Below are 17541 nucleotides of genomic sequence, written 5' to 3' on the forward strand. Positions count from 1 at the left end.
GACTCTTTGTTATTCTAAATGTGAGGAAATGCTCAAGCATTCTATTAAATTATTAATACATTACTTGAAGTTTGACGATATTCCCATTCCTGGAGCATTCATACCTTGATTCAGCAACGCCAAAAAAAAGTAGCAAGATACCATCAACATATCAGTGACAGTAGGAAGGATTTCCATTTCAAAACCGCCCATCATCTCTGTAATCAAGCAGGAATGATATTTGCTGAAGATTTGAATGTCAAAGCAATGGCAAAAGAGATGCTCTGCAAGCACACTCTAGATGGGGGATTTGGACAATTTCTATCTATTCTGGAATATGTTTGTTTCAAGAAAGATGTATTTTTCTTAAAGGTAGATAAAAATGGTACATCTCAAACCTGCCCTCAGTGCCAGACTCATACAGGAAAGAAGCCTTTGAGCTTAAGAATTCATCAATGTCCTGAGTGTGGATATGAAGCAGATAGAGATGTAGCAGCAGCGCAGGTAGTAGTCCAGCGTGGGCTTGCAGCGGTAGGGCATACCGTCAAGATGCTTTCAGAGGGTAAAGCTACTAGGCTCCCTGTGATGAAAGAATCCCCGTCTCTTTAGAGCGGAGAGTGTCAACTTCTAGAGCCTTTGAGTGCTTTTGTAAAGTTTTGACGGTAAGGCTTATTAAAAATTAACGCGGGCCACAGCAGCGACAGTTTCAGCCTATTTGCAAAACTTTTCTCGAAGTTAGTGCGATCGAAACCATTCCAAAATTTCCAAATACCGCCGCCGTAAGCGACTAGCAACACTAATCCAATTAACGGTTCCATTAAATAACCCCCTAAGCGAGTGATTGGATTTTTCGTCAGCGAGCCTGTATCGCTATTCTTAATCTATCATTTTTCAACTGCTCTGGTGCAGAGATACGCCCTTGTAATTCTACCTTCAGCTAGAGACTTGAAAATCCCCGATCGCCACAGACTGAAAAATATAGCAGAAGGAAGAAGGAAGAAGGAAGAAGGAAGAAGGAAGAAGGAAGAAGGAAGAAGGAAGAAGGCAGAAGGCAGAAGGCAGAAGGCAGAAGGAGGAAGGAAAAAACAAGAAGCAATATTCAGCAAGGGTTTTAGCAATTAAGAACGCTTCAGTCGTCGGGTGCGGTTGCTATAAAAGCCAAGAAGATACCTTTCAGGGTGCAAGATGGAGGATTTACGCAACATTCCCTACAAATCGGAGTTCGATCGCGCTATTTCTCAGATCCCGCCCAAAAGTTGAAATCGCTGGCTGTTGGGGGACGGCTTCCCTTTCTTGGATTTCTGAGACGTGGGATAACTCAAAGATAATTAACACTGATAGTTAGTACCCCACAGGTTACAGCAGGCAAGCTTTTTCTAGCGGACAATAACGGTAGAGAGGTTTCTAAGTAAGGAGGATTGTTTATGCGTGCTGTGCTGATGGCTGGGGGGTCGGGAACGAGGCTCAGACCCCTGACGTGCGATTTACCCAAACCGATGGTGCCGATTCTGAATCGCCCGATCGCAGAACACATTATCAATTTGCTAAAAAGGCATAATATTACGGAAATTATTGCGACGCTGCACTACCTTCCCGATGTCATGCGCGAATATTTTACCGACGGGACAGACTTTGGCGTTCAAATGACCTACGCTGTGGAGGAAGACCAACCGCTGGGTACGGCTGGTTGTGTCAAAAATATTGCGGAATTGCTCGATCGAACTTTTCTGGTCATCAGCGGCGATAGCATCACAGACTTCGACTTGACAGAAGCTATCAAATTTCACCGCAGCAATAAATCTAAAGCTACGTTAATTTTAACTCGCGTTCCCAACCCAATGGAATTCGGGGTAGTAATTACGGAAGAAAATCACCGGATCAGTCGCTTTCTGGAAAAGCCTTCTAGCAGCGAAATTTTCTCCGATACCGTCAATACCGGCACTTACATTTTAGAACCGGAAGTATTGGACTACCTGCCCGCAAATCAAGAGTGCGACTTCTCGAAAGACTTGTTTCCGCTGCTGTTGGAAAAAAACGAGCCGATGTACGGTTACATCGCGGAGGGTTACTGGTGCGATGTGGGCCAGTTGGATGTTTACCGGGAAGCTCAGTACGACGCGCTGCGGGGAAAGGTCAATCTGGATCTGAGTTACTACGACGAAGTTCGATCGGGACTTTGGGTAGGTCAAAATACTTTTATTGACGATAGCGCGATCGTCGAAGTACCTGCCATGATCGGCAACAATTGCCGAATTGGAGCCCGAGTCAAAATTAACGCCGGTTCAGTCATCGGAGATAATGTGACCGTCGGGGCTGACGCTAACATCAAACGTCCGATCGTCTGGAATGGAGCAATTATCGGCGAAGATGCTCATCTCAGGGCCTGCGTGATTTGCCGCAGTACCCGCGTAGACAGGCGCGCCCACGTCCTCGAAGGTGCTGTAGTCGGTTCGATGTCCATTGTCGGAGAAGAGGCGCAAATCGGCCCTTCCGTGCGAGTCTGGCCGAGCAAAAATATTGAATCCGGCGCTCTGTTGAATCAAAATTTAATTTGGGGAGAACAAGCTAAACGGAATTTGTTCGGCCAGCGGGGCGTTCAAGGACTGGCCAATGTGGATATTACCCCGGAATTTGCCGTGAAATTGGGCGCGGCTTACGGCTCAACATTGAAACCAGGGGCTTCGGTATCGGTTTCTCGGGATCAGCGCAGTATTTCGCGGATGGTTTCGAGATCTTTGATTGCGGGTTTGATGTCGGTGGGAATTAATGTGGTCAATTTGGAATCGACGGCAATTCCGATCGCGCGGACGGTTTCGTCTACGATCTCAATTGCTGGTGGCATTCACGTTCGGATTTCGCCCGATCGCTCCGACCACATTTTAATTGAATTCTTCGATATCAAAGGCATCAATATCACTAAAGCTGCGGAGAAAAAAATCGAGGGCGCTTATTTTAAGGAAGATTTGCGTAGGGCTCTGATTCCTGAAATTGGAGATATGTCGTACTTTAACCAAGCACTCGACGTTTACAACCGGATGTTTGAGCGGCAGATGAATGTTGAGGCAATTCGCTACAGCAATTCTAAGGTAGTGATCGATTACGTTTATGCGGTTTCCGGAGCAATTCTGCCGCAAATGCTCGCCAAATTCGGCTGTGATGCGGTGGTACTCAATGCCAGTCTCAAGCAGACTTCTCTGAGCAACGGAGAACGGGAATATTTGCTCGACCAACTCGGCCGGGTGGTAAAAGCACTCAGCGCTAATTTTGGCGTGCAGGTGTCGGCGAACGGCGAACAGCTCATTTTGGTAGACGAGTCGGGAATAGCGATTCGTGGGGAAATGCTGACGGCGCTGATGGTAAATTTGATGCTGACTTCCCATCCCAGAGGTACAGTAGTAGTACCGGTGAATGCGTCTTCTGCGGTGGAGGCGATCGCCCGTCGCTATCAAAGCAAGGTAATCCGCACTAAGGCAAACCCAACTGCATTGATGGAAGCCTCTAACAGGAACCCGAATGTGGTTTTGGGCGGTAGTGGCAATATGGGTTTTATTTTCCCGCAATTGCATCCGGGGTTTGACGGAATGTTCTGCATTGCTAAAGTGATAGAAATGATGACGATTCAGGAGCGATCGCTCGGACAGATCAAAGCGGAACTTCCCCGCGTCACCCACCGCAGTTACAGCGTCCGCTGTCCTTGGACGGTAAAAGGTTCGCTCATGCGGCATTTGGTAGAAACTCATTCGCCCGATCGTTTAGAATTAATAGATGGAGTGAAGATTTTTAACTACAGCGACGACAATTGGGTATTAGTTTTGCCCGATGCTAGCGAACCCACCGTTCATATCTTCGCCAACAGCGAGGACAGAGATTGGGTATCCGAAACTTTGAAAGAGTACCGCGCCCTCGTTCACGATTTTGTGACCCAAAGCGAGGCGGCGGTTCGACAAGATAAATTTGGGAATAGTTAATTGGTTATTTGTTGGTTGTTATTGGTTACTGGTTATTGGTTATTGGTTATGGAATTGGTTATTACTAATCGGTGATTAATTATTATAATCAATAACCAAAAACTAACAACTAACAACTAATAACTAACAACTAACAACTAACAACTAACAACTAATAACCAATGCCCAATGCCCAATTCCCAATGCCCAATGCCCTGTTTGGCCAATGCCCAATTCCCAATGCCCAATTCCCATTTAAGTTATGAATAGCTGCATTTTAATGGCGGAAATAATTCAACCACCGCAACTCCGTTATACTCCAGACAATCAAGTTCCAATTGCTGAGATGCTGGTGCAGTTTCCAGGGTCGAGACCTGAAGATCCGCCAGAACATTTGAAAGTGATAGGATGGGGCAATTTAGCTCAAGAAATTCACGAAAAATATCGCGAGGGCGATCGCGTGATTATTGAAGGGCGGCTGGGTATGAATACGATCGACAGAGATGGTATGAAAGAAAAGCGCGCTGAACTGACAGCCCAAAGAATTTACACTCTCGGCGCCGATGCGATGAGCGCTGCACCCGCAGCTAGAACCGCCCCCGAACCCGCTCAAATTCGCGACAGCGCCCCGGCTAATGTGCCGAGCAATGTGGTTCCCATGAGTTCCCGAGGTCGCAGTTCTAACAACGCTCCAGCCCCTGCTAACCGCCCGTCTAGTTCTGATTGGAACTCGCATCAGTCTTCTGAGTCCGATCGCAAGCCTGGTTCCTCAACCGAAGCTGACAATCCAGATTACGATCCGATTCCGTTTTAAGAGCCGACGGCGAATAGAGCCGACGGCGAATAGAGCCGACGGCGAATAGAGCCGCGTCTACACAGGCAAAACCCGCCTCCGCGGGTTGAAAAACGGGTGGTTAAATTTACGTTCTTTTCTTCAGTCTGCGGAGGCAGACTTCGTTTTTGTAGACGCGGTTTCAACCGCCGTCCTCGTTTTTGTAGACGCGGTTTCAACCGCCGTCCTCGTTTTTGTAGACGCGGTTTCAACCGCCGTTTGATCCGATCGCACAATTTCCCGATCCGATCGCACAATTTCCACCCCAAAAACGCGAGCAAACTCAGCAACAACGATCGCCCTAACTCTATCGAGTTCAATTCCCGGTATAAATTGCTCTAAACTGCCAACCGGTCGATCGGGAATCCCGCAAGGTACAATTTGCCCAAAACCTGACAGATCCGGGCAAACATTCAAAGCAAAACCGTGCATAGTAATCCAGCGACTGACTTTAATCCCGATCGCACCCACCTTGCACCCATCCACCCAAACCCCAGTCATTCCCGGAACCCGCGAACCCTTCAGCCCGAAAACTTCCAACACACTCAACAGCACTTCCTCCAACTGTCGCAAATACCAGTGCAAATCCTGCTGGTGGCGGCGCAAATTTAAAATCGGATAGCCCACCAACTGGCCCGGACAATGATAAGTCACCTCGCCGCCCCGCTCAACTCGGTGCAACTCCGCATGAGTTTGGCTTGGATCGAACTTCAGAAATTCCAACTTCGATCCCAGCCCCAAAGTGTAAACAGGCGGATGTTCCAGCAAAATCAGCACATCAGGCAAATCAGGATTGTCCCGGCGTTCTTGCACCAGTTTTTGCTGGACTTCCCAAGCTTGGGAGTAGGGTACTTGTCCCCAATCGAAGAGCAAGCACGGTTCAGGGATCAGAGGTTTATGGCTGAGAGGGGAAAGCATGAAAAAAATCAAGAGTGTTTTTACGGAATATTTACGCAGTTAAAATCAAGAATTGTCAACAGATAAAAAAAGATTTGTAAGATGAGTGTTTTCTAGAATACATAGTGCTATTGTATAAACTATACCCACGTTAGAGAAGGGAGGGAGCTCTATGAAGCTTGTTATCCAGGGTAAAAATATAGAAATCACCGATGCGATTCGCGAGTACGTAAATCAAAAGGTTGAAAAGGCAGTCAGCCATTTTCAAACTTTGACGACGGAAGTGGATATCCATCTATCGGTGGCTCGTAACCCCAGGATCAATCCTAAGCAGACTGCTGAGGTGACTATTTATGCTAACGGCAGCGTGATTCGGGCTGAGGAAAGCACGGAAAGCCTGTATGCTAGCATCGATTTGGTAGCAGACAAGATAGCTCGTCAACTGCGGAAATTTAAGGAAAAACGCCACGACAACAAGACCCAGAGTAGTGTCAAAACAGTTACGGCAGTTGAAGAACATCCTGTAGTAGCAGATTTGATTGGCGATCGAACTCCCGAACTTCCAGCCGAGGTAGTCAGGACAAAGTATTTTGCCATGCCTCCGATGACTGTGCAAGAAGCCTTGGAACAATTAGAGATTATCGATCACGATTTCTATATGTTCCGTAATGCGGAAACAGGCGAAATTAACGTACTCTACCAACGCAAGACTCACGGCGGCTATGGAGTTATCCAACCACGAAATGCCAACGGTAACGGGCATAGCAAAAATGGCAAAACTGCCGAAAGCGCAGCACCTGAAAAATCAGTTGCTGCAAAAGGTTAGATAATTGCTATCAGCAATAGAGGACTAAAGTCCTTACTACAAACCAAAGGTTCGTAGTGAGGACTTCAGTTTTTGCTTTGTCTCTGTCTCACTCTTCCTCTGTGTTCTCTGCGCTCTCTGTGGTTAAATCATTCCGATCCAATCATATCTAACTTTTAATACTTTCCAAAGTTTTGAGAGATTCCGAAACGTGCGCCTTAAAATCCAACATCGAGTCAAAAATATGCTTGACAACACCTTGCTTATCAATGACATAAGTCACTCTACCGGGCATAATCCACATGGTAGCTGGAACCCCGTACAATTGCCGAACTTTATTGCCTGTATCGCTCAACAATGTGAAAGGTAATTGATATTTGGTGGCGAATTTTTGGTGAGACTGCTGCGAATCATCGCTAATCCCAATTACTTCTGCACCTGCATCTTTGAAAACTTCATAACTATCACGAAAAGCGCAAGCTTCCGCAGTACATCCGGGCGTGTCATCTTTGGGGTAAAAGTAGACGATGACATTTTTTTTGCCTTTAAAATCCTTGAGACTGACTGATGAGCCAGTTTGAGATGATAAGCTAAAATCCGGTGCGATGTCTCCTACTTTGACAGTCATATTTATTTAACTGAGTTTTTTGCTTTTTAGTTATTGTACAGTAGTTAGCGGAAGAGGATTTTCAACGGCAGATGGGTTAATTGACATTTTTTGATAAAATTAAGTTGAGCACGTTTAACTCGTTGGAACTCAACAGGTACTTATCTGTGAACATCTTAGCTCGACTTTGCTCTAAACTGTAGCTTCTAAACACGATAAACGGGAATTCGCGATACTTATGCCCGATCGGCATTACACTGTCTATAGGATAGGTCGATCGCACATAAGCCGACAGAATATCCCGAAACATCCGATCCTCCGGTTCCTCCAGCCTCGTGCCTGCAAAATACTCCTGCATCTGGTCCCCGCTGACAAAAGCAAACAAAGGTATAGCATAATAGCGATCGAACTGCTGACTCTGTTGCTGGAAATACTGAGTTTTCTGCAAATCGTCGTTCAGAAACTGCAAAAGCTCGATCGCACCACCCCTAATAGCCGATTTTACATTCTCAGGAGAAGATTTGCTATCCCTAACCATCTCCATTTTTTTCAGCAACTGATTCTCCAAACATTTCCTAATTTCCCCATTCAGTCGCATCTGATAGTTTTCATCTAAACTTGTATCAGCCAAAGGAACTAATAACAAACTCCCCAAAACATGACCAATCTCTAGATTCCCATAACCCAGCAAACCCTCAAGAGGATTGCACATCTGCAAAAAATAACGATTAAACTCCTCCCGCATTTCCAGGTAAGAATTGCCTTTTTCACGAGACTTATCAGATTTTTTAAGAACAAACTCCCCACGGCTCAAAAGCTCCTCCAGCCCCTCATAAACCTCCTTAAAAAATACATTTCCTGGGCGGCTGCGATGTTCACTTTTCAATGCTTTAATCAGACTAGAAATCTTACTACTAAAAGTATCGCCCACAGCCGAAATCGACTTTCCACCAATCGGAATCATCAAAAATTTTTCCCTACCCAAATATCCATATCCCAAAATCCGCGTCATCACCGCCGTCTTCAGAATTAGCAGCAAATTCAACAAACTCAACTTGCTTTCCTGTAGCGAAAGTTCCGCATCATCAGCATAGTAAACTGCTGTATCAGATAAGTAAAAAACCAACTCCTTAGCTTCACCATCCAGCGTATTACCATCATCATCTTCCCCACGCCCCCGATAAATAACTTGGATCGCCTCCATCAGATTTTTCTCAATCTGAAAGCGGGGAATATCTACTAAAATATGCTTAGTTTTCGGGAAAGACAAGCCGCGACTTCCCGATGCAGTCATGAAGATTACTTTAACTTTATTTTTGCACTTTTGTATTTGCTCTTTTTCCTCTTCCGAGATATTCGCGTGGACTTCCAGATAATCGGTATAGCGATTAAATTCTCGCTCATTTTGGATTTTATCAATCAACTGCGCCAATCTTTGCTTATCCTGAATGTAGACGATAATTTGTTCAACTCCCGGTATTTCTAACCGCTGATTGATATCCTCAATTATTTGAGATTGTACCCGTTTTTGTAAATCATAATTTAGTTTTAAAGAAATATCTTCAGTGAATTTGACAGCCTCTACAAACACCTTGTAAGTTATCTCTAAACTGCTGGCGGGATAGGAGTTAGTATTAATGACTTTAGCAGCTAACCGTTGGAATTCAAAAGGAGTAACCTGTAGTGGCGGGATTGTATCAGAATATTTTGGTAGCTTTTTGAAATAAATTTTATCCGGTTCCGGTGACGTGTCATTGAGGTGTTGTTTAATCACATCCGAGTCAACAATCGAAGCATCTGCTACAATAATTTTAGTGTTAAAACCATGTTTTGAGTTGTGCAACTTATATTTGTTAAGCAGCCTACGAATTCCATTCAGAAACTCAACGCCGCCGTCGTCTCCGGTAATTTCATCGATCATAATAAAAATGTGTTTGATGCGGCTGGATATTTCTTGCATTTTAGGAGGAATGACTGCTTTTTCCCCCTTGTTGTAAGCATCTTGAAATATTTTATCTAAATGCTGAAGGGTATTTTTTCCTGTTTCTGTCACCTTCAAAGACTGAATGGAAACGGTAGCCACGATATTGTTCGATGTCTTCTGATTGATGAGCGAATATATTCCCTCACAAACGCTATTTAGCACTCCATTCGTTTTACCAACCTTAGGTTTAATTACGGTTTCTCCTTTCCTTTCGAGTTGGGGATTGTGGTATTTCTTCCGCTGAAATTCTGCGCTGTCGTTGATGAAGTGGACAGTTTTTTGGTAAAAATTTTCGTGATAGTTATTGGCTGCGTAGTTGACGGTACAGTGTCCAGAATTGCTGTTGATGATATCGGCGTTGCTGTTGATACAAAACAATCTATCGTCGCACAACAAACCAGTTTTTTTATCTATGAATTTTTCGATGATATCTAAGTTGACTTGCTTGCGGGGACTGACGTAAAAGAACAAGAAACCGTCGTTTATATGGGTTTTGAGGAAATTTGCGATCGCAGTTGTTTTCCCAATTCCCGGATTCCCAGTCAAAAATAGGTAAGTTTCGTCAGATTCTAGTGCTTTGACAATTAATTGAGCGTGAGCATTTCTGAGGTGTAATCCGCGATCGATTTGCAAATCATCTGCCAATTTATCTGATATAATATCAACGGAATTGACAAAGTTATCGATCCGCTCTGTATGACAGACAGTTGTAGCAGTTTTACCAATCGTCAACAAATCGCTGACAAACTTTTTGCCATTTTGAAAACTGCGAGTCGCGTTGAGTTGGATCGCATCTAAAACTTCACCGCGAGCAGCGTTAATTTCTTTATCTTTCGCTTCCTGCTGGTAGATTTTGGCACAATTCGCCAAGATGTCAATTTTATCATTGCGGAGGGAAATTGCGCTAATTGTGCGATCGCTATAACCGACAACATTCAACAAAACCTCAGCACCATCAGGAATCATAGCAGTTGTTTGCAGAAAACCGTAGAAGCTGTGAGCATAGCTACCAGCCTGAATCAACTTAGCGCTTTCCTTATCCTTATACTTAAAAGCCGTAAAATAGCGTTTTAAATCCTCCGAAAAATCAACACCTAATGTGCTCGTATCGATTCGCAGATTAGAAAAAACACTTTTCGATCGCAAATAGCTAATTTCTCTGAGCAAAGACTTCCGCATCACCTCTATTTCATCCAAATTTACCGCCTCCGAAGCTAACGGAGGAGTAAACACAGACAAATCAACGCAGAGAATTCTAAAATCCTGACCATTTTGCAACAAAATCAGGGTATCAGCTTGCAAAAACTCGCCTTTTTTCTTGTAGCGGCGGATGTAGGAGTTAATCTCATCGTCTGATAAATTTGGTTTCGCAATTTTAAACTGAGATAATAGCTCCTTAAACGCGGTGTCATCAGTCTTATCGTAGGTTCTGATACTGTTAGCATAACTAAAACTGCACTGACAATACAGAATTTTTAGCAGATGCAAATTTTCGCCTGTAGATTTGACGTACTCCCGGAAGAAATTCAACCCGCTAAAAAAGCCTTTTTGGACAAAAAACAGACTCCATTTCTCAACAATTTTAGCATCCAAACTACCGAGCAGATTAGCTTCCCTGATTATTTCGGCTGTCATTTTTGGCAATTGGAGGTTCTGCAAATCCCAACGGTAACAATCCCCGAAATTGTGAGCTATATTTTGCCGCTGAATATATGCCAGAATCCCGATATTGAATCCCACCTCAAACAACCGTCCAAAATCTTCACCAATCATGATTGGTACCTCCTTCACCGACAGTCAATACTTCTCTTACCTTATTCAAAAAAGCCAGAGAATTAAAATCCGCGCTACCGCCAGCATGACTAAATACCGACAAAGCACCAACCGACTCATCACCGATAATCCGCTCGTAAGGGTCAAGTTTTAAACTAATATTGTGACGGGCTTCATACCGAGAAAAATGGAATATAGTTAAATAGTGCAGTATGGTATCTTTAATTGCACCGTCATAAATTAAGCCTTGGTGAATGTCTTGGTCATCCAGAATGCCTTCGTATATATGCAATAGCGTCGAGTAGGAAATCACGCCGTTGTAAAAATTCTTTTCCTCCTTAACTTTTATCCCGTTAAACAAGTTGAAAAACATCACAGCTTGCTGGCTGGTATCTGAAAACAAGTTTTCCAGCTCCATCGCATCGTGAATATAAAAGGATTTTCCTTTATCGCCTAGGAAGCTACGCACATAGTATTTGTCAAAAAATATCGGATAAATCTTGATATCTCGCCTCTCTCCCTTCAAAGTTCGGAGCAGTTTTTTGGACATGAAGGACAATTCCTCATCTTCCTCTGTCTGAGTAATATGCAGCGTACTCATGTAAGGTGCTTGCGAAATATATGCAAAATTCCGATATCCTTGCTGATAAAGCTGACTCATTGCATCTTCAAGGATTAACGGCTCAGAATAAAGACGGCTGACACTGTAATTTTCGGAAAGTGTTTTCAGCATTTCGACTTGCATTGTGCTGTCGTCTAGGCGATTGATTCCGACAACTTCTCCGATTAAGCTGGCTTGTCTTTGAAAGCGGTTTTGATTGCTTCTTTTCGCATCACTATCTCGGCTGGAAACCACAATAATTGCTAGCTTGTCTAACTCGGGAGCTAGCTGTACATTGTCGTGGAAGCGAAACTTTTTAGGAAGGATTGAATACAGGGAACTCAAGCCGTTACGAATTGTGTAACCATTAGGCGTTTTTTTAATCCGAAATCCTTGAGAAGTTGAGCGTTGTTTTTCACTCAAAATATGAGACAATGTTTTAGAAAGATTTGCCATAAACACTTCTGACGGCGAAGGATTTTTTTTGTCACCTTCGTGAAGTCTCACCATCGGAATAAATAAGTTGTCCGCAGTATTTTCGAGCAATATCCTCAGACAGATATAGGAGAGCAGTACCATGGTAAACTTATAGACAAAAATTGCCGCAGGTTGTAAACCTTTATCACCGCCATCTAGTCGTCTGTCGTCATAGGGAAATACAACTAATTTTGTCTGAAAATGTTTCTCGTAGATGGCTCTAGAACGAGGGGCTTTAGGCGCAGAAAGTACAGGCAAAATATCAACGTCTTTGATATTATATTCCATGCTGAAATTTTGGCGTTCATCAGTCGGGAAATACCGGACATCTTCGATGCTGATATTGACTGGTAGCTGACAAATAGATTTTTCATCGACACTAGGTTCTTTGACGGTAATATAATGGAGCGTTTGCTTATAATTTCGCTCCATAATCTCGTTGAAAAATTTACCATACTTCAAAATATTGTCAATATCTTCTACCAGACCTATTTTGAGGTTTACGTGTCGCGTTTCTGTGCGGCTTGGCAAAATTGTCTGTCGCTCCAGAAAGCCTCTCAGCATTTTTCTCAAATGCGTAATTTTGTGTTTTATATTAAACTGATTAAGCCCTTTAATAAAGTTGCGAAAAAGCTCTTTTTTTGCCTCATCATTAGAACCTTCCAAAACTGGCAATACTCTTTGTTCAAATATGGCTCTTGGCTGATGATTTAGTTCAGATTCCGGGTTGTAATTTTGAGCTAGTGGGTCATTGCGGGAAGCAAGCACAAAATAGTAGAGCAATGCTATTTTTAACAGTTTGCGGACGAAGGTTTCGGGATTATAATCCTCAGCAAATTCTGCTTGATGTTCTTCACTATCTGGATTTAGGAGATTTAGATTATATTCAAATACGTCCTTTCCACCCCGCGCTTGCACTGAGTTATCAAATTTGATTTTGAGCCCAAAGATAAACTTGCGTTCGTTACGAGAATTATCTGTACTTTCTCCCAAGTAACCTGCTACAATCGGAATAATTGGCAGTGCATCTAAAAATTCGGATCGGGCAAATATCTCGCGGTAATTAACTCGGACACCACCATAATTAACTTCGTAGTTGCCATCGGATTTATTTGGGTCGTTGATGTATTCTTCTATCAATCTGAGGCGGCGAATCAAGTCTTCTAAATAGATGATGCCTACAGTATCTGTACTGCTAGCGCGGATGTGTTCTAGCAGGTATTCCAAGTAAGTAATCTTGGCTTCTTTTTGGATTTTTCCGATCGTTTCTTTGTCTACCAGTCGGATTAATTTGTGGAAATCAGAGTCAGGATTTTTAACCATCTCATCAAGACGATGGTTTAGTTCTTGCTGGTCGTCGTTACTCTCGGCATTTTCATTGATATAATTTTGCAAACCCTGCTTGAGTTCTTGTGCAAAAATATCAGTATTGCGGACGGTAACGGTCAATTTATGCAATTTTAAAGCTGCATTGCTTCCAGCACCTCGGCTTTCTAAAGTTAGCCTTTCTTTTTCTAAAGAAGGGTGGCGGGTGCCAAAATCGTATTTAAAGCCTAATTCTTGGCCGTTTCCCCGAAAAGATGGTGAGTCTAAGGGGCTAATCAAATTAGCGACAAAGCTTTCGATAGAAGTGTTTGAAGGCAGTTTTAATTCTAAATGTTGCCGCAAACACTCTCTAATATGTCTGACTTGACTGCCAAAATTCTCTTCAATTTCCGGCGGTAAGTTAACAGTGGCAGAATCTGCTTGACGTTCTAAAGAACCCAAGGGTTGCCGCACTTGCTTGCGGGAAACATCCGCAGCAATAGCATCAATATCAATTAGCAAGCGGCGGCGGTCTTCTGATACGCTAAACGGGTTTTGAGTCTGCAAAACTTCTAAAATTTTGTCCAGCAAATCGCCGTAGTCTAGTGGAACTAAATCGTCGTCGCCTAGTCTTAAGATGTTCACCCTGTTAACTCCTTTAAAAAGCTTGAATCCACTCTTTAATATCGTATTCTGTCCAAACCCCATTTACCCAATAAGGATCGGTTTCAACTAATTCTCGCACAGCCGCCTCACTTTCTGCTTCGTATATTGCAAAAACTTTGGTTAAGTCTTTGGTTGGCCCGATCGCACTTAATACTCCCGATTCCTTCTGCTTAGCTAATCCGGCTAAATGAGCATCTCGAAATGGAGCACGTTTTTCGAGGACGTTTTCGCAGTAGCTTCCCCACATTACATATTTGGTCACGGTTTTGAGCCTTGGATGAATTTGTTTAAAATTTATTGTACAATAAGTGTAGCAGGATTTGATGATTTTTTTTAGGATAAGATTTTTTAACCGCAGAGACCGCAGAGGGCGCAGAGGAAGAGGGGAAAGAGAGGGGTTTGTTGGCTTGTCTGTAGGTTATAATACTAGGATATTACTAAATTCATAGAGGAGCAAGCTATGACTTTATTAGACGTTCGCCTGTTGACGGTTCAAGAATATCACCTAATGGCGGAAATTGGGATTCTTGATGAAGATGAACGAGTAGAATTGTTAGGAGGACAGATAGTTAATAAGGCTGTCAAAAGTCCACCACATTGTGCAGTATTGAAACGAACAGTAGAACTAATAAAAAAAATTTTTGGGTTCTTTGGTATTAATCTGCCTCAATAATCCTGTTCGGTTAAATGATAACTCGGAACCGGAACCAGATCTTGCTCTGGTTGTACCAGATCCACTTTATTATGAAGAGTGTCATCCAACTCCGTCTGAAGTTTATCTGATTATTGAGGTTGCGGATACTACGCTAAGAACTGATTTGGGGATAAAAGCGACAATTTACGCTCTGTCAGGAATTGCAGATTATTGGGTATTAGATGTTTGCGATCGCCAACTTCATGTATTTCGAGAACCGAGTCAAGATGGTTACCAAAGTATAGCAGTTCTTGGGGATGATGCGAGTATTTCTCCTTTGCAATTTCCTGATGTTTCATTTATGGTTCGGGATATGTTGCGGCCTTTAGTGACGAATTGAGTTTCCCGGCGGTTGGAAACCGCGTCTACACAAACAAAACCCACCTTCGTGGGTTGAAGAAAGTTCCCAGGTATAGCCGTAGGGTGCGTCGCCATCAAAAATCCCTCACTAAATATCGAAAATCTCATGGCTACGCACCCTACAATTAGCTTCTCAAACTAACGCCGAATTTCTCGACTAAAACATCGCGCACTTTTTGTTGTGCTGGTTCGACATCGGTTTCGCTTAATGTTCGATCGCCCGATCGATAAATCAACCGAAATGCTAAACTACGTTGTCCCGCCGGTACGTTTTCCCCGCGATACTCGTCGAAGAGTTCCACGGAATCGAGCAAGCTACCCGCCGCCTGCTTCATCGCGCCCTGCATCTCAACTACTGGAACTTCCACGGGTGCGAAAAATGCGATGTCTCTGTCAGAAGCCGGGAAACTCGAATAACCTGCGAATTTGCGAGTCGAGTTGTTCGATCGACCTAATTCATCCAACAACACTGCTAAATCTAATTGAAACACGTAAACCTGTTCCGGCAAATCCTTTTCTTGCTGCAATTGCGGGTGTAACTGTCCGAAAACTCCCAACCGCTTTTTTTCCCCCTTTTCTAAGGGGGGGTAGGGGGGGATCGATAGCGCGGCGGTGCGGCCCGGATGCAGGCGCGGATTAGATGAATCGCTTGCATATTCTACAGCCAAACTCAACTGCTGAAATACACTTTCTAGGACACCTTTCGCTTCAAACCAAGTCAAAGGTCGATCGCGCCCGGATTGCTGCCATTTCCACACTGTCGGGTCGCCGCCAATAATCCCTGCTACGGCATCTGATTCTTTCTTGGCATCCCCTTCTTTCCAAAAAATGCGTCCGACCTCAAAACCATTGAGCGCGCCGTTTCCTTGCTCCAAATTGTACTGGAAAGCATCGATCAAACCTGACAGCATTTCTGTTCGCAATGCCGAATACTCGACAAACAGCGGATTTGCTAGCACTACTTGATTGTCTCCCTCGGTTTTTACTAAGGAATAGTGCATCAACTCTGTCAAACCGGCCGCCCGAAAAGCCGATCGCACATTCCGCAATTGCGCGTATTCTGGAGATAGATAGCCCGGTTCTGTTTCGCTAGGCAAAGTATCGCAGAAATTGTCGTAACCGTGGAGTCTCGCGACTTCTTCGATTAAATCGATTTCCCTTTCTAAATCCCGGTAGCGGTAAGGCGGAACAGTTATCGCAAATACTCGTTCTTTTCCAGCCGGAACAACTTCGCAGCCCAGGGCTGTGAGGATATTTTTTACTTCCTCGGGTTCCAGATAGGGAGAACCGCCGGTTGCTCCTCTTTTTAACTGTCCTAACACCAAGTTTATGCGATCGAGACGCAATTCGAGCGATCGCGAAAAACTCAAATCTCCCCCCGAACTCGCCGTTTTCTGCACCGTCGCATTCCCGCCAGCCAACTCCAAAATTAGGGCAATAGCGCGATCGCACGCCGTCGTTAAAGCTGCCTGATTCACACCCCGTTCGTAGCGGATAGATGCCTCGCTCCGCAGGCCTTGAGCGCGGGCAGAACGGCGAATTGTTGCTTGGTCAAAAATCGCTGCTTCTAAGACTAAATTTTCCGTGCCTTCGTGAACTTCCGTATCTTCGCCACCCATTACCCCAGCTAAGGCTACGGGTTTGTCGCTAGCAGTAATCAATAGATTTTGTGCTTGCAAATTGCGGTTTTGTCCGTCCAAGGTTTTGAAGGATTCGCCTGGTTTGGCAAAGCGGACACCGATGTTGATATCTTGATTGCCGGTGAAAGATTGTAGGCGATCGCGATCGAAAGCGTGCAGCGGTTGTCCCCACTCCAGTAAAATGTAATTGGTTACATCAACCACATTACTAATCGGTCGCACTCCCGCCGCCTGCAATCGCTGCTGCAACCAAGCCGGAGACGGTGCAATTTTCACTCCTGAGATTTCCGTGCCAATGTAAATCGGGCATCCTTGCGGTTCCGATATTTCTACTGCTAAATTGGGACTTTCTTCGCCATGAATCGCCACATCATTAGTTGTCGGAATTCTCAAACTTGCGCCAGTTAATGCCGCCACTTCCCGGGCTACACCCACCATGCTTAAAGCATCTGCACGGTTCGCAGTTGCTGTCAAGTCTAGAATCACATCATCTAAACCTAAAAGCGGGCGAATATCGCGACCCAATTCGGGATTTTCAAGTTCAAAAATATGAATTCCTGCTGATTCCTTCGACAATCCCAATTCGGCGAGAGAGCAAATCATTCCTTCCGAAGGAACGCCGCGCAATTTAGCAGGTTTAATTTTCAGATCTATCGTGGATAAAAAAGTACCGACAACGGCTACAGGTACATAAATATCTGCCCTCGCATTGGGTGCGCCGCACACAATATTTAAGGCTTCAGGTTTGCCGACATCAACTTGACAAACTCTCAATTTGTCAGCGTTGGGATGTTGTTCGCAGGCGACTATTTTGCCCAATACTACGCCGTCAGCCCATGCACGCCTGTCTTCGATTTCTTCGACTTCAAATCCTGCCATTGTCAGGGTTTCGGCTAATTCTTCCGGGGAACTCGTCACATCGACCAATTCCCGCAGCCAGTTTAGAGAAATACGCATAATTTTGTCAGTAGTTA

At 44.1% G+C, this 17541-nt stretch carries 14 protein-coding genes; 7 read left to right on the forward strand and 7 right to left on the reverse strand.

Going from position 1 to position 17541, the window contains the following annotated elements; translation table 11 throughout:
* Positions 1 to 105 precede the first annotated feature (105 nt).
* Positions 106 to 588, forward strand: coding sequence for an RNA-guided endonuclease InsQ/TnpB family protein (locus QZ938_RS21630; RefSeq protein WP_367181846.1), 483 nt, complete (start codon positions 106 to 108; stop codon positions 586 to 588).
* An 11-nt stretch (positions 589 to 599) separates the two neighbouring features.
* Here the strand turns inward: QZ938_RS21630 and QZ938_RS21635 are convergent, their stop codons facing one another.
* On the reverse strand, positions 600 to 797 hold the full coding sequence (locus QZ938_RS21635) for a hypothetical protein (RefSeq protein WP_293353184.1): 198 nt from the start codon (positions 795 to 797) through the stop codon (positions 600 to 602).
* Positions 798 to 816: 19 nt separating this feature from the next.
* Here QZ938_RS21635 and QZ938_RS21640 point away from each other — a divergent pair, with 19 nt between their 5' ends.
* The 3 genes from QZ938_RS21640 (at position 817) to QZ938_RS21650 (ending at position 4740) form a co-directional block, all read left to right on the forward strand.
* A complete protein-coding gene (locus tag QZ938_RS21640; protein WP_293353186.1) occupies positions 817 to 1101 on the forward strand; it encodes a hypothetical protein in 285 nt (94 codons plus the stop codon).
* A gap of 302 nt (positions 1102 to 1403) precedes the next feature.
* Positions 1404 to 3947: a mannose-1-phosphate guanyltransferase gene (locus tag QZ938_RS21645; RefSeq protein ID WP_293149860.1), complete on the forward strand. Its 2544-nt coding sequence runs from the start codon at positions 1404 to 1406 to the stop codon at positions 3945 to 3947.
* 241 nt (positions 3948 to 4188) lie between these two features.
* Complete coding sequence (locus QZ938_RS21650) at positions 4189 to 4740, forward strand: single-stranded DNA-binding protein (RefSeq protein ID WP_293353188.1); 552 nt, start codon at positions 4189 to 4191, stop codon at positions 4738 to 4740.
* Between the two features lie 120 nt (positions 4741 to 4860).
* Here QZ938_RS21650 and lipB read toward each other — a convergent pair whose 3' ends face one another.
* A complete protein-coding gene (lipB, locus tag QZ938_RS21655; protein ID WP_363318873.1) occupies positions 4861 to 5676 on the reverse strand; it encodes a lipoyl(octanoyl) transferase LipB in 816 nt (271 codons plus the stop codon).
* Between the two features lie 151 nt (positions 5677 to 5827).
* Between lipB and raiA the strand changes: the two genes are divergently transcribed.
* Positions 5828 to 6481, forward strand: coding sequence for a ribosome-associated translation inhibitor RaiA (gene raiA, locus QZ938_RS21660; protein WP_293149866.1), 654 nt, complete (start codon positions 5828 to 5830; stop codon positions 6479 to 6481).
* Positions 6482 to 6629: 148 nt separating this feature from the next.
* Here raiA and QZ938_RS21665 read toward each other — a convergent pair whose 3' ends face one another.
* The 4 genes from QZ938_RS21665 to QZ938_RS21680 form a co-directional block, all read right to left on the reverse strand.
* Positions 6630 to 7088 carry a peroxiredoxin gene (locus QZ938_RS21665; RefSeq protein WP_293353189.1) on the reverse strand — a complete coding sequence of 153 codons (459 nt, stop codon included), beginning with the start codon at positions 7086 to 7088 and terminating at the stop codon, positions 6630 to 6632.
* 76 nt (positions 7089 to 7164) lie between these two features.
* Positions 7165 to 10824 (reverse strand): helicase-related protein, encoded by a 3660-nt coding sequence (locus QZ938_RS21670; RefSeq protein WP_293353190.1) that lies wholly within the window; start codon positions 10822 to 10824, stop codon positions 7165 to 7167.
* On the reverse strand, positions 10814 to 13852 hold the full coding sequence (locus QZ938_RS21675) for a hypothetical protein (protein WP_293353192.1): 3039 nt from the start codon (positions 13850 to 13852) through the stop codon (positions 10814 to 10816). Before QZ938_RS21675 ends, QZ938_RS21670 begins: the two co-directional genes overlap by 11 nt.
* Positions 13853 to 13865: 13 nt before the next feature.
* On the reverse strand, positions 13866 to 14135 hold the full coding sequence (locus tag QZ938_RS21680; RefSeq protein WP_293353194.1) for a YciI family protein: 270 nt from the start codon (positions 14133 to 14135) through the stop codon (positions 13866 to 13868).
* 198 nt (positions 14136 to 14333) lie between these two features.
* Here QZ938_RS21680 and QZ938_RS21685 point away from each other — a divergent pair, with 198 nt between their 5' ends.
* Together QZ938_RS21685 and QZ938_RS21690 are read left to right on the forward strand one after the other, a co-directional pair.
* Entirely contained in the window at positions 14334 to 14546 is a 213-nt protein-coding gene (locus QZ938_RS21685) for a hypothetical protein (RefSeq protein WP_293353196.1), read from the forward strand.
* Positions 14515 to 14907, forward strand: a complete 393-nt coding sequence (locus QZ938_RS21690) for a Uma2 family endonuclease (protein ID WP_293353198.1) — start codon at positions 14515 to 14517, stop codon at positions 14905 to 14907. The genes QZ938_RS21685 and QZ938_RS21690 overlap by 32 nt, the downstream gene beginning before the upstream one ends.
* 145 nt (positions 14908 to 15052) lie before the next feature.
* Here the strand turns inward: QZ938_RS21690 and pheT are convergent, their stop codons facing one another.
* The gene (pheT, locus tag QZ938_RS21695) at positions 15053 to 17524 is read right to left on the reverse strand and encodes a phenylalanine--tRNA ligase subunit beta (protein WP_293353200.1); all 2472 of its coding nucleotides are present in this window, start codon (positions 17522 to 17524) and stop codon (positions 15053 to 15055) included.
* Between the last annotated feature and the right edge of the window lie 17 nt (positions 17525 to 17541).

Origin of the sequence: Microcoleus sp. CAWBG27 (genome assembly GCF_020883145.1) — a bacterium.
In the GTDB taxonomy this organism is placed as follows: domain Bacteria; phylum Cyanobacteriota; class Cyanobacteriia; order Cyanobacteriales; family Microcoleaceae; genus Microcoleus.

Excerpts from the sequence above, each read along its gene's own strand:
- QZ938_RS21670 (WP_293353190.1), bottom strand. The coding sequence starts at position 10,824 with ATGATTGGTGAAGATTTTGGACGGTTGTTTGAGGTGGGATTCAATATC.
- QZ938_RS21635 (WP_293353184.1), bottom strand. The coding sequence starts at position 797 with ATGGAACCGTTAATTGGATTAGTGTTGCTAGTCGCTTACGGCGGCGGT.
- QZ938_RS21645 (WP_293149860.1), top strand. The coding sequence starts at position 1,404 with ATGCGTGCTGTGCTGATGGCTGGGGGGTCGGGAACGAGGCTCAGACCC.
- QZ938_RS21650 (WP_293353188.1), top strand. The coding sequence starts at position 4,189 with ATGAATAGCTGCATTTTAATGGCGGAAATAATTCAACCACCGCAACTC.
- QZ938_RS21685 (WP_293353196.1), top strand. The coding sequence starts at position 14,334 with ATGACTTTATTAGACGTTCGCCTGTTGACGGTTCAAGAATATCACCTA.
- pheT (WP_293353200.1), bottom strand. The coding sequence starts at position 17,524 with ATGCGTATTTCTCTAAACTGGCTGCGGGAATTGGTCGATGTGACGAGT.
- QZ938_RS21665 (WP_293353189.1), bottom strand. The coding sequence starts at position 7,088 with ATGACTGTCAAAGTAGGAGACATCGCACCGGATTTTAGCTTATCATCT.
- raiA (WP_293149866.1), top strand. The coding sequence starts at position 5,828 with ATGAAGCTTGTTATCCAGGGTAAAAATATAGAAATCACCGATGCGATT.
- lipB (WP_363318873.1), bottom strand. The coding sequence starts at position 5,676 with ATGCTTTCCCCTCTCAGCCATAAACCTCTGATCCCTGAACCGTGCTTG.